Origin of the sequence: Streptomyces sp. NPDC058257 (assembly GCF_042881845.1) — a bacterium.
Classification (GTDB): domain Bacteria; phylum Actinomycetota; class Actinomycetes; order Streptomycetales; family Streptomycetaceae; genus Streptomyces.
Genome location: NZ_JBHVXJ010000025.1, coordinates 65183 through 76962, shown reverse-complemented (window position 1 = coordinate 76962; position 11780 = coordinate 65183). Strand labels below are relative to the sequence as shown.

12 protein-coding genes are annotated in these 11780 nt (G+C 69.4%); 6 read left to right on the top strand and 6 right to left on the bottom strand.

Going from position 1 to position 11780, the window contains the following annotated elements; all coding sequences use genetic code 11:
* The first annotated feature begins 140 nt into the window (after positions 1 to 140).
* Both ACFVXC_RS37445 and ACFVXC_RS37440 read left to right on the top strand, forming a co-directional pair.
* Positions 141 to 1223 carry a Leu/Phe/Val dehydrogenase gene (locus tag ACFVXC_RS37445; RefSeq protein WP_389915071.1) on the top strand — a complete coding sequence of 361 codons (1083 nt, stop codon included), beginning with the start codon at positions 141 to 143 and terminating at the stop codon, positions 1221 to 1223.
* A gap of 290 nt (positions 1224 to 1513) precedes the next feature.
* The gene (locus tag ACFVXC_RS37440; protein WP_389915068.1) at positions 1514 to 1774 is read left to right on the top strand and encodes a DUF3073 domain-containing protein; all 261 of its coding nucleotides are present in this window, start codon (positions 1514 to 1516) and stop codon (positions 1772 to 1774) included.
* 120 nt (positions 1775 to 1894) lie between these two features.
* On the opposite strand, the gene purM is transcribed toward ACFVXC_RS37440, so the two are convergent.
* Both purM and purF read right to left on the bottom strand, forming a co-directional pair.
* Positions 1895 to 2989, bottom strand: a complete 1095-nt coding sequence (purM, locus tag ACFVXC_RS37435; protein ID WP_389915065.1) for a phosphoribosylformylglycinamidine cyclo-ligase — start codon at positions 2987 to 2989, stop codon at positions 1895 to 1897.
* A gap of 37 nt (positions 2990 to 3026) precedes the next feature.
* Complete coding sequence (purF, locus tag ACFVXC_RS37430) at positions 3027 to 4553, bottom strand: amidophosphoribosyltransferase (RefSeq protein ID WP_389915062.1); 1527 nt, start codon at positions 4551 to 4553, stop codon at positions 3027 to 3029.
* A gap of 198 nt (positions 4554 to 4751) precedes the next feature.
* On the opposite strand from purF, the gene ACFVXC_RS37425 reads away from it, so the two are divergent.
* The 3 genes from ACFVXC_RS37425 (at position 4752) to ACFVXC_RS37415 (ending at position 7915) form a co-directional block, all read left to right on the top strand.
* Entirely contained in the window at positions 4752 to 4853 is a 102-nt protein-coding gene (locus ACFVXC_RS37425; protein WP_389915060.1) for a putative leader peptide, read from the top strand.
* Positions 4854 to 4942: 89 nt separating this feature from the next.
* Positions 4943 to 6376 (top strand): sulfatase, encoded by a 1434-nt coding sequence (locus ACFVXC_RS37420; RefSeq protein ID WP_389915057.1) that lies wholly within the window; start codon positions 4943 to 4945, stop codon positions 6374 to 6376.
* Positions 6377 to 6547: 171 nt separating this feature from the next.
* The gene (locus ACFVXC_RS37415) at positions 6548 to 7915 is read left to right on the top strand and encodes an LPXTG cell wall anchor domain-containing protein (RefSeq protein WP_389915055.1); all 1368 of its coding nucleotides are present in this window, start codon (positions 6548 to 6550) and stop codon (positions 7913 to 7915) included.
* Here the strand turns inward: ACFVXC_RS37415 and ACFVXC_RS37410 are convergent.
* The 4 genes from ACFVXC_RS37410 to ACFVXC_RS37395 are packed head-to-tail and all read right to left on the bottom strand — an operon-like array spanning position 7866 to position 11053.
* The gene (locus ACFVXC_RS37410; protein ID WP_389915052.1) at positions 7866 to 8705 is read right to left on the bottom strand and encodes an META domain-containing protein; all 840 of its coding nucleotides are present in this window, start codon (positions 8703 to 8705) and stop codon (positions 7866 to 7868) included. The genes ACFVXC_RS37415 and ACFVXC_RS37410 overlap by 50 nt on opposite strands.
* A gap of 60 nt (positions 8706 to 8765) precedes the next feature.
* Positions 8766 to 9560 (bottom strand): sterol carrier family protein, encoded by a 795-nt coding sequence (locus ACFVXC_RS37405; RefSeq protein WP_389915050.1) that lies wholly within the window; start codon positions 9558 to 9560, stop codon positions 8766 to 8768.
* Positions 9561 to 9569: 9 nt separating this feature from the next.
* Positions 9570 to 10208 (bottom strand): TetR/AcrR family transcriptional regulator, encoded by a 639-nt coding sequence (locus tag ACFVXC_RS37400; RefSeq protein WP_389915047.1) that lies wholly within the window; start codon positions 10206 to 10208, stop codon positions 9570 to 9572.
* 5 nt (positions 10209 to 10213) lie between these two features.
* Positions 10214 to 11053 (bottom strand): M23 family metallopeptidase, encoded by an 840-nt coding sequence (locus tag ACFVXC_RS37395; RefSeq protein ID WP_389915045.1) that lies wholly within the window; start codon positions 11051 to 11053, stop codon positions 10214 to 10216.
* Between the two features lie 93 nt (positions 11054 to 11146).
* Between ACFVXC_RS37395 and ACFVXC_RS37390 the strand changes: the two genes are divergently transcribed.
* Positions 11147 to 11749, top strand: coding sequence for a Uma2 family endonuclease (locus tag ACFVXC_RS37390; protein ID WP_389915042.1), 603 nt, complete (start codon positions 11147 to 11149; stop codon positions 11747 to 11749).
* Positions 11750 to 11780 lie beyond the last annotated feature (31 nt).

Genomic DNA, 11780 nt, shown 5'->3' with positions numbered 1-11780 from the left:
CTTCCGGCGCGACAGGAGAGGGTGATCCTCGGCACTGCGCGGTCAGCGGGTTCTCACAGGCTCTAGTCTCATGCCCATCGGACCCCGCCACCCGCACGGGCGCCCGCCCAACCGCCGCCACTTGACCGGGAGTCACCACAGTGACCGAAGCTGACAACGGCGTCCTGCACACCCTGTTCCACTCGGACCAGGGGGGCCATGAGCAAGTAGTGCTCTGCCAGGACCGTGCCAGCGGCCTCAAGGCCGTCATCGCCATCCACTCCACCGCCCTGGGCCCGGCCCTCGGCGGCACCCGCTTCTACCCGTACGCGAGCGAGGAAGCCGCCGTCGCGGACGCGCTGAACCTCGCGCGCGGGATGTCGTACAAGAACGCCATGGCCGGTCTCGACCACGGCGGCGGCAAGGCCGTGATCATCGGCGACCCGGAGCAGATCAAGAGCGACGAGCTGCTCCTCGCCTATGGCCGCTTCGTGGCCTCGCTCGGCGGCCGCTACGTGACGGCGTGCGATGTCGGTACGTACGTCGCCGACATGGACGTCGTCGCGCGCGAGTGCCGCTGGACGACCGGCCGCTCCCCGGAGAACGGCGGCGCCGGCGACTCCTCCGTGCTCACCGCCTTCGGTGTCTTCCAGGGCATGCGCGCATCGGCCGACCACCTGTGGGGCGACCCGTCGCTGCGTGGCCGCAAGGTCGGTGTCGCGGGCGTCGGCAAGGTCGGCCACCACCTGGTGGAGCACCTCCTGGCGGACGGCGCCGAGGTAGTGATCACGGATGTACGGGAGGAGTCCGTGCGCCGCGTCACCCACAAGCACCCGTCCGTGACGGCCGTCGCCGACACCGATGCGCTGATCCGGGTCGAGGGCCTCGACGTGTACGCCCCCTGCGCGCTCGGCGGCGCCCTGAGCGACGAATCCGTGCCGGTGCTCACCGCGAAGGTGGTCTGCGGCGCGGCCAACAACCAGCTCGCGCACCCCGGTGTGGAGAAGGACCTGGCCGACCGCGGAATCCTCTACGCGCCCGACTACGTGGTGAACGCGGGCGGCGTGATCCAGGTCGCCGACGAGCTGCACGGCTTCGACTTCGACCGGTGCAGGGCGAAGGCGGCAAAGATCTTCGATACCACTCTTGCCATATTCGCTCGCGCAAAGGTGGACGGTATTCCTCCGGCCGCGGCGGCCGACAGGATCGCCGAGCAGCGGATGGCGGAGGCCCGCCGCCCCTGACCCCGGGAGCACCGTGAAAGGGCCCCGCCGACGTGCGCGAGAGACAAGACTCACCCCCGTCGGCGGGTCGCCCGACAAGAAGAGGTTAAAATCGCAGTTGACCAGCGAGGACGGGGCTCCTCGCGGGTTCTGCGCCGAGGCGCGTCCTGCGGGCGACGTACCGTATGGCCGCAGGAGCAGGTACCGTGGAAGCCCTACGGACCGGCCTCTCCACGGAGAGCCCGTTCCTGATCATGAACGCGTGTCAAGACTCTGGGGTCACCAAGCCCCATATCCGAGGGGGTCGAGCCATGGGGCGCGGCCGGGCAAAGGCCAAGCAGACGAAGGTCGCCCGCCAGCTGAAGTACAGCAGCGGCGGGACTGACCTCTCGCGCCTGGCCAATGAGCTGGGCGCTTCGACTTCGCAACAGCCGCCGAATGGCGAGCCGTTCGAGGACGACGACGACGAGGAAGACGACCCGTACGCCCAGTACGCGGATCTGTATAACGACGACGAGGACGAGGACTCCGCCGACGAGTCCGGTCCTTCGTCGCAGCGCCGCGGCGCTTGACCTCGTTGCATTCGCAGCACCTGCAGTTCTCGTAGCAACTGCGCTTCACCCGGTCCGGGGTGGTCGACACACCGGACCGGGTTTTGTGCTGCCCTTCCGGGCTGCTGCTTCGCGGCGCATTTACTTTGAATACGTACCGATCAGTGCCGCGCCGTCCGCGTGGTCGCCGCGCTCGGTGATCTCACCGGCGATCCAGGCGTCCACACCGCGGTCCGCGAGGGTCGCCAGGGCCGCGTCGGCGGACTCCTCGGGGACGATCGCCATCATGCCGACGCCCATGTTCAGCGTCTTCTCCAGCTCCAGGCGCTCGACCTGTCCTGCCTTGCCGACCACGTCGAAGACGGCGCCGGGCGTCCAGGTCCCGCGGTCGACGATCGCGTGCAGACCGTCCGGGATGACCCGGCCCAGGTTCGCCGCGAGGCCGCCGCCCGTGATGTGGCTGAAGGCGTGGACGTCCGTGGTGCGGGTGAGCGCGAGACAGTCCAGGGAGTAGATCTTGGTGGGCTCCAGGAGCTCTTCGCCGAGCGTGCGGCCGAACTCCTCGATCCTGCGGTCAAGGGACCATCCCGCGCGGTCGAAGACCACGTGCCGGACAAGCGAGTACCCGTTCGAGTGAAGCCCGGAGGACGCCATGGCGATCACCGCGTCACCCTGACGAATGCGATCGGGACCGAGCACCCGGTCGGCCTCCACCGCGCCCGTACCCGCGCCCGCCACGTCGAAGTCGTCCGGACCCAGGAGACCCGGGTGCTCGGCCGTCTCGCCGCCGATGAGGGCGCAGCCCGCGAGCACACAGCCCTCGGCGATGCCCTTCACGATGGCGGCGACACGCTCGGGGTGGACCTTGCCGACGCAGATGTAGTCGGTCATGAAGAGCGGCTCGGCACCGCACACCACGATGTCGTCCATGACCATCGCGACCAGGTCGTGCCCGATGGTGTCGTACACGCCGAGCTGGCGGGCGAGGTCGACCTTCGTGCCGACACCGTCGGTGGCGGAGGCGAGCAGGGGGCGCTCGAAACGCTTGAGGGCGGAGGCGTCGAAGAGTCCGGCGAAGCCGCCGATGCCACCGAGGACCTCGGGGCGCTTCGTCTTCTTCACCCACTCCTTCATCAGCTCGACGGCACGGTCGCCCGCCTCAATGTCGACGCCCGCGGAGGCGTAGCTGGCACCGGTGCCCGTGTGCGGAGCACGCTCAAAAGGCTCAGTAGGCATGGGGGATGAGAGCTTTCGTGTCGTTACTACGGGTGGCTTACGGGCGACGGATCGCGTCGGCCGCAGCGGTGGACGCCGGACCGGCGGCCAGCTCCGTCTCCAGGAGCTGCTTGCCGAGCAGCTCGGGGTCGGGAAGATCCATCGGGTACACGCCGTCGAAGCAGGCGCGGCAGAGGTCCGGCTTGTCGATGGTCGTGGCCTCGATCATGCCGTCGATGGAGATGTACGAGAGGGAGTCGGCGCCCATGGAGGTGGCGATCTCGTCGATCGTCATTCCGTTGGCGATGAGCTCGGCGCGGGTCGCGAAGTCGATGCCGAAGAAGCAGGGCCACTTCACGGGCGGCGATGAGATCCGGATGTGGATCTCGGCGGCTCCGGCCTCGCGGAGCATCTTGACCAGGGCGCGCTGGGTGTTGCCGCGCACGATCGAGTCGTCGACGACGACAAGACGCTTGCCCTTGATGACTTCCTTGAGGGGGTTCAGCTTCAGACGGATGCCGAGCTGGCGGATCGTCTGCGAGGGCTGGATGAAGGTCCGGCCCACGTAGGCGTTCTTCACAAGGCCGACGCCGAAGGGGATTCCGGAGGCTTCCGCGTAACCGACCGCGGCGGGCGTTCCTGACTCCGGAGTCGCTATGACGAGGTCCGCGTCGGCCGGAGCCTCCTCGGCGAGTTTTCTCCCCATCTCGACACGCGAGAGGTAGACGTTCCGGCCGGCGATGTCGGTGTCGGGGCGCGCCAGATAGACGTACTCGAAGACACAGCCCTTGGGCTTCGCTTCCGCGAATCGGGACGTTCGCAGTCCGTTCTCGTCGACCGCGATGAACTCGCCGGGCTCGACCTCGCGGACGTAGTTCGCGCCGCAGATGTCGAGCGCCGCGGACTCCGACGCGATGACCCAGCCGCGCTCCAGGCGGCCAAGGACCAGCGGGCGGATGCCCTGCGGGTCGCGTGCCGCGTACAGCGTGCCCTCGTCCATGAAGACGAGGGAGAAGGCACCCTGAACGTCCGGGAGGACCTTCATGGCGGCGTCTTCGATGCTCAGCGGCTTGCCGTCGCCGTCCGTCTGACCCGCGAGGAGAGCCGTCACCAGGTCGGTGTCGTTGGTCGCCGCGACCTGGGTCGCGCGGCCGTTCTCCTTGGGCAGTTCGGCGACGAGCTCGGCGAGCTGGGCCGTGTTGACGAGGTTGCCGTTGTGCCCGAGCGCGATGGAGCCGTGCGCGGTGGCACGGAACGTCGGCTGGGCGTTCTCCCAGACGGAGGCCCCGGTGGTCGAGTAGCGGGCGTGACCGACCGCGATATGACCCCGGAGCGAGCTGAGAGAGGTTTCGTCAAAGACCTGGGAAACGAGCCCCATGTCCTTGAAGACAAGGATCTGGGAGCCGTTGCTGACCGCGATTCCCGCGGACTCCTGGCCTCGATGCTGGAGGGCGTACAGCCCGAAGTAAGTGAGCTTGGCGACCTCTTCACCCGGAGCCCAGACACCGAAGACGCCGCAAGCGTCCTGGGGGCCCTTCTCGCCGGGGAGCAGATCATGATTGAGTCGACCGTCACCACGTGGCACGACGTCGAGTGTAGGCGAGATCGACCACTGGTCCGAATTGGGGATACGGACCCCGCACGGAGCGTGATGACGGCGCCGATGCGTACGCCGGTACGTGCCCGATGCGTACGCCGGTACGTACGCGGAGTACGAAGCCCGTGTGAACAGGTGGGCGCGAGCGTTGACAGGGGCGAGCGGGTCCCGTGAAGCTCCTGGTCCATGCCCCAGCAGCCCCTCAATGACCCGACGGTCATCCTTGTGGATCGCCGCCACGTAGACCTGGTCCGTGTCGCGAGCGCGATCTGTCGCAGCGCTGCCTGAGCTCACCCTCAGCTCACTCTCCGTCTCACTTTTCCCGACTTCGGGTACGTGCCGCCCTGCCGCGCCACGCCCCGTTCAGGAGCGCAGCCATGTCCTCGAACGACCAGTCCGCCCTGTTCCGGAAGCCGGCTCTGTCCCGACGTGCCTTCGCCGGCGCCGTGGGAGCCGGTGCCGCGTCCGCCGTGGGGCTGCCCGCCGCCGCCGAGGCGCGGGAGCGGCCCTTCCGTGCCGCCCCCCGCCGCGGCGCCAAGCGGCCGAACATCCTCTTCATCCTCGGCGACGACCTGGGCTGGGCCGACCTCTCCTCCTACGGGGCGCCGCACATCAAGACCCCGAACCTTGACCGTCTCGCGCGTCAGGGCGTGCGGTTCACCGACGCCTACTCCGGCTCGGCGACCTGCTCGCCGACCCGTTTCAGCCTCTACACGGGGCGCTTGCCGGGACGTACGAAGGGCGGGCTCGCGGAGCCGATCGCGGACAGGTCCGTGGGACTTGAGCCGACGCATCCGACGCTGGCCTCGCTGCTCAAGGACGCCGGGTACGCGACCGCGCTCATCGGCAAGTGGCACTGCGGCTACCTGCCGGAGTACTCGCCCACCAAGTCGGGCTGGGACGAGTTCTTCGGGAACTTCGGCGGGGCCCTGGAGTACTACTCGAAACTGGGGCTCGGCGGTGAGTACGACCTCTACGAGGGCGATGTCCGGGAGGGCGACGCCGAGTACAAGGACCTGCGCTACTACACGCGGATCCTGACCGAGCGGGCGAGCGAGTACGTCCGGCGGGACCACGGGGACAAGCCCTGGCTGCTCAATCTGAACTTCACCACCCCGCACTGGCCGTGGATAGCGGACGGGGACACGCAGGAGAGCGCCGAGATCGTACGGAGGATCAAGGCGGGCGACAAGGGCGCGCTCCGGCACCAGGACGGCGGCTCCGTCGAGAAGTACACGGAGCTGGTGCAGGACCTGGACCGGTCGGTCGGTGAGGTCCTCAAGGCCCTGAAGAAGTCCGGGCAGGAGGAGGACACCCTGGTCTTCTTCGCCTCCGACAACGGCGGTGAGCGCTTCTCGTACAACTGGCCCCTGTCGGGCAACAAGTCCTCTCTCCAGGAGGGCGGTATCCGCGTGCCGACCATCGTGCGCTGGCCCGCGCGGCTCGACGGCGGGCAGGTCAGCCATGAGCCCGTGTTCACCCCGGACTGGACCGCGACGCTCCTGGAGATCGGCGGGGCGCGGCCGAACCCCGCGTACGAGCTCGACGGGACCAGCCTCGCGCCCTATCTCCTGAAGGGCGAGGAGCTCGCCGAGCGGGAGCTGTTCTGGCGGGTGCGCGGGGAGCGTGCGCTGCGGCGCGGGGAGTGGAAGTACTACCGGGGCAAGGGCGGCGACGACCAGCTCTTCAACCTCGCAGCGGACCAGCGGGAGCAGGCCGACCGGGCCGCGGACGAGCCGAAGCGGCTCGCGGAGCTGAAGGCGGCGTGGGAGAGGACGGACAAGGGGCTGCTGCCGTACCCCGCCGCTTGAGCCGCTCGGCCGTCTTGGCCGAACCCGTGCCCCGCTGCCTGAACTGAGCCTTAAGCGCGGCCTAAGAAGCCATCCGAGGGGTTCGCGCGGGCCGATGTGATCGCTAGCGTGCCTCGCGCGCGCCCAAGTTGATCTACAGGTCCGCGCGAACCCCCACTCGGAAGGTCCCCCATGAAGCCGTCCCCGCGCCTCTGCCTCATACCGGCCGCCGTGGCCGCAGCCCTCACCGCTGCCGCCGCCGCTCCCGCGCCCGCCGCCGAGGAGCCGGAGCGGCGCGTCCAGGTCGCCATGGTCAACTTCACGGACAGCCGGATCCCGGACGCTGGCAAGCTCGAAACCGCCCTGAAGGACAACTACTTCGGCGCCGAAGGATCCCTCACCTCGTACTACAACGAGGTCACCGGCGGCGCGACCACCTTCAAGGCCGCCGAGGGCGACGGGGTCACAGGGCCCGTCGACATCGACCTCGCGGCCACCGGCTGCGACACCGGCAAGATCAACGACCTGACGCGCGAGGCGCTCGCCGCGAAGGGCGTCCCCGAGGACAGCTACGACCATCTGTCGCTCGTCTTCCCCTCGGAGAAGGCCGGCTGCGACTGGCTCGCGCTCGGCACCGTCGGCGGTGGCACCACCTGGATGCCCGTCGGCGCCGACGGCGAGATGTCGATGACGGCCCTGGTCCACGAGTTCGGCCACAACTTCGGCTACAGCCACCACATGCGCCTTCGCTGCCCCGACGGCGACCTGGGCGAGGGCTGCGAGGAGGACGGCACCAGCCACAAGACCCCCATGGGCGGCGGCGGTTGGGAGGCCGGGCTCACCTCGCCCGAGCTCCTGCACAACAAGTGGCTGACGGGCGGCGAGGTGGCGAAGGTCGGCAAGTCGGCGACGTACACGCTGCGTCCGCTGTACGGGAGCGGCAGCGGGGTCCGTGCGCTGGACATTCCGCTGGGCGACGACCGTCTCGTGGTGGAGCTGCGGCACAGGTCCGGCACCCTCGACGGCGAGATCCAGGGCGTGCACGCCTACCGGGTGCCGGACGGGAAGTACGCCGAGTCGGCCCTCGTGGACCCGACCCCGGACGCCGACGAGTCCACCGGCGGCGACGCCCCGGCCGACGCGGACGCGCTCAAGGCGGGCACGAAGCTGACGGACAAGGCCCGGAAGGTGGAGGTAGAGGTCGTGAAGGCGGGGGCGGACGCGGCCACCGTGAAGGTGAGCCTGGACGGGGTGGCCGCGCCCGCGGCCCCGGCGAAGGCCGCCGAGCCCGCGCAGGACGAGCCCACGCAGGGCGCGCCCGCGCAAGACGAGCCCGTACAGGACGAGCCCGCCGCGGCCCCCAACGACGCGCGCCCCGAGGGCGGCTCCACCGAACTCGCCGAGACCGGCGGCGACTCCGACACCAACCTCGCCTACTCCATCGGCGGCGGCCTGATGCTCGCCCTCGGCGGCGCGTTCCTGCTGAAGTCCCGCTCCCGCCGGACGGTCGCTACTTCTGCTTCTCCTGCTTCTCCTGCTTCAGGTCGGCATTCGCGCTGACGACCGTGCCGTCGGCGGCGGTGAGCGAGAGCCCGCCGTGGGTCAGCTTGTAGCTGACCTCGCCGCCGAAGAGCTTCAGGAGCTTCTTCTCGGTGTCGGCCGCGGCGCCCTGGCACATCATCCGGGTGCTCCGGGGAGCCCCCAGGGTGATGCTGTCGCCCTTCACCTCGGCCTTGGCGGTGACGTTGTTGCAGCCGAGCTTGCCGCGGACGGTGCCGTCCTTGCCGAAGGTCAGATGGGCCTTGCCGTCCACTTCCTTCGGCAGGGACGCCGAGGCCTTGCCGTCGCCGATGGCGTTCACGTTCCACTTGGTGCCCGTCAGCGGGACATCCGGCTCCGGCTCCGAGGTGAGGGCCACGCGGTCTCCCTTGTCAGTGGTGAGCGTCAGCTTGTCACCGTCGACGGCGGCCTTCAGGTCGCCCTTGGCGAGGGCCGACTTGAAGGTCTCCTCGAAGTCCTGCTTGTCGCAGGCCCTCTTGGTGGAGACGGCGTTGGCGAAGCCGACGGTGTCGCCGTCCATCGACACGTCCGCGGAGAAGCCGTTGCAGCCGTAATTGCCCTCGGCCTTGCCCTTGTCGTCGATCGTGACGTGAGCGTCGCCCGGGGCCTGCTGTTTCTTGCCGTTCACGGTGAGGCTCTCGACGTTCCAGTGGACGCCGGTGATGGCCGGTTCGGACCCGACGGACCCGCCGTCAGAGCCGCTGCCCGAGCCGGTTTGCGTACCGCACGCGGTGAGCAGCCCCGCGGCGGCCAGGGCCATGACGGTCGGAGTCAGTCGTTGATTTTGCATGCACCTGTGACGGGACAAGTGGGTGATCCGGTTCCCCTCGCCCTGTCGAGCCGCCCCCGGCTAGCTCATGACCGGAAGCAGCGCCGCCAGATCCGCCCGCTCTCCGCTCGCGCTGACCTTCGCCCCGTCCAGTGCCGTCTTCCATTCCGTACGCCCGGTCGCGAGGCGGATCCAGGTGAGCGGGTCGGTCTCGACGACGTTCGGCGGGGTGCCGCGGGTGTGCCGGGGGCCTTCCACGCACTGGACCACGGCGAACGGCGGGATCCTGACCTCGACGGCACCGCCGGGAGCCTTCACCGCGAGGGCGTCGGCGAGCAGCCGGGTGCAGGCGGCGAGGGCCTGACGGTCGTAGGGGACGTCGAGGTTCGGCACGGCGTCGTTCAAGTCGTCGGTGTGGACGATGAGTTCGACCGTGCGGGTGACCAGGAAGTCGTCGAGGGTCATCGCGCCGAACCGGGTGGGCGTGAGGCGGCCCTGCGTGACATCGGGCAGCGCGGCCTCGAAATCGGCGAGGGTGCGCGCGTACAGCCCGCTGAGATCCTCCTGCACGGCGAACGCCCGCACCGCCTCGTCCACTTGCGCCGCGGCCGACGCGGTAGCGAACGGCCAGTCGAGCAGGGCCACTTCGCGCGCCGGTGGCTGAGGCATGGCCAGGAAGCGGGTGGCGCCGCCCAGCGCCATCGTGAGGTGCGCGGCCAGCTCCCGTACGGTCCAGCCGCCGAGCCGGGTCGGCAGGGCGAGCTGCTCGGGCTCCAGGGCGCCGACCGCTTCCCGTACGTTCTCGAACTGGGCGAGCACCGCGGTGCGGATCTTGGCGGGGTCGTACGAACGTGTGCGCTTCTTGGCCGGTGGCATGGGGCGAGCCTAATTCTTCCCGGGGTACCCCTGGAGGCCCTTTTCCACCTGGCCGAAGACCCGCTCGGTGGCCGGCGCGCAGTCCTCGGCGATCTCGTCCATCGGGTCACCGTCGAGCGTGCGCCGGTGGTTCTCCATGATGAGCGCGTTGCGGGCGCCGATCAGCTGCGAGGCGGCGACGCGGGCGAGGAGCGTGTCGCCCGTCTCCTCGGCGAGCGCGTCCGTGAGGAGTTGGACGCTGCTCATGTGGAAGCCGACCATGCGGTGCGCGAGGGTCGGTGTATCGCCGATGAGCTGGCGCACCTTGAGGGCGCGGGGGTCGCCGCTGAGGCCGATCGAGGGGTCGCGCCCGGTGATCTGCTCAAGGAACTGCCCGCGCATCGCGTCGACCGCGGACTGCCCCGGCCGCCGCTCGCGCACCGCGCGGGCCGGGTCGCCGACGTGCTCCTCCATCGGGCTGACGATCACGCCTTCCTTGGTGCCGAAGTAGTTGAAGACGGTCATCTTCGACACCTCGGCGGCCTCGGCGATCTCCGCCACGGAGACATGGTCGAAGCCCCGCTCCGAGCAGAGATCCACCGCCGCCCGCCAGATACGTGAGGCCGTCTGCTTCTTCTTGCGCGCACGCAGCCCCAGCTCGTCAGTCATGCAGGTCACGGTACCGGGACGGCTTCTTCCCCCACCGTGAACGTCTCGCCGCCGGCGGGCACCCCGACGCCGCTCCAGCGGAACGGCACACCCCGGGCGGTGCCCAGGTCGGGGCCGTCCATCAGCTGGAAGTGCACATGGGGTTCGGTGGAGTTTCCGGAGTTGCCGCAGCGGGCCATGACCTGCCCTGCCTCGACCCTGTCCCCGGCGCGGACGGCGAGCGAACCCCGCTGGACATGGGCGTACATGGCGTACGTTCCCCCGCCGAGGTCGAGCACGATGTGGTTGCCGACGATGCGGTGGGCTCCGCCCAGGCTCCGGACGGCGCTCTCGATGACCATCAAATAGACGAGCGCGGCGAGGGAGTTGCGGCTGAGGTGGTCGCGCTGGCTGTCCTCGGTGTGCACGACGGTCGCGTCGGAGACGGCCAGGAGCGGGGCCCCGAAGGCGGGGAAGGCCTTGTTGCGCCGGGCGATCGGCCACAGCCAGGCGAAGGCGGGCCGCTTCGGCCCCTCCTCCGGCTCGGCCACGATGTCGATGGCGTAGGTCTGCCCGAGGCTGTGCGTGCCGTGGCTCGGGACCTTGTCGGCGGGGCTGTTCAGCGCGGACCAGCGGCCGGTGACGGGCGGTTCGATCTCGACGGGGGCCGGGGGCTCGGTGCGGGCCCTGTGGCTCAGGTCCCTGTGGAGCGCCAAACTGATCCCTATCGCACCGAGCAGCGGGATCCAGCCGGCCCAGAGCGGATAGGGCAGGTCCACGAGGAACCCGGCGACGACATCGGCGAAAAAGATCAGCCACAGCAGGTACTGAAGCCCTCTGGCAAGCCTGCGTTGACGTATGGACATGGCGCTTCCCCCCGTACGGGTGAGCGGGGGCCGAACACCCCCGGCACTGCTGGTCAGTGGCAACACTGGCCGTTGCCCAGGGAGGAGTGCAACATGACGGTCATGGCAGAGCGCACGCCGCAGGTCCAGATGTCGGTCGAGGAGTTCGAACACCTCGCCCGCCTCACCGGCAAACAGCTCGAGGGCGTCAGGTTGGAGTTCATCAACGGGCGGATCGGGGTCAAGAACGGGCCGGACGGCGACCACGTCGAGATCATCACGTGGCTGACAAAACGCTGCATGCAGCACAGGCCTGACCTGTGGATGTACAGCGCGGAACATGGGCTGACGATCGAGACGTACCGCAAGGGTCGCGCCCGCCCGGACGGATCGCTCGCGCCGGAGGGCTATTTCAAGGGCCAACGCGACTGGGCCGACGCCAGCGGTGTCCTCATGACGGTGGAGGTCACCTCGTACGACTCCGACACGCATGCACGGGACCGCGAGGAAAAGCCCGCGGCCTATGCGGCAGCCGGCATTCCGGTGTATCTGCTCATCGACCGCGAGCTCGGCAAAGCCGTGGTCCACAGCGATCCCGATGCCGAGACCGGCCGCTATACCGACGTCCACGAGATGCGGCTGGGAGCCACTGTGGACCTCCCGGACCCGGTCGGCTTCAAGATCGACACCGCCGAGCTGCTCGACTACCTCGGCTGACGAGTACCCAGCCTGCCGAGTACCTCGCCCG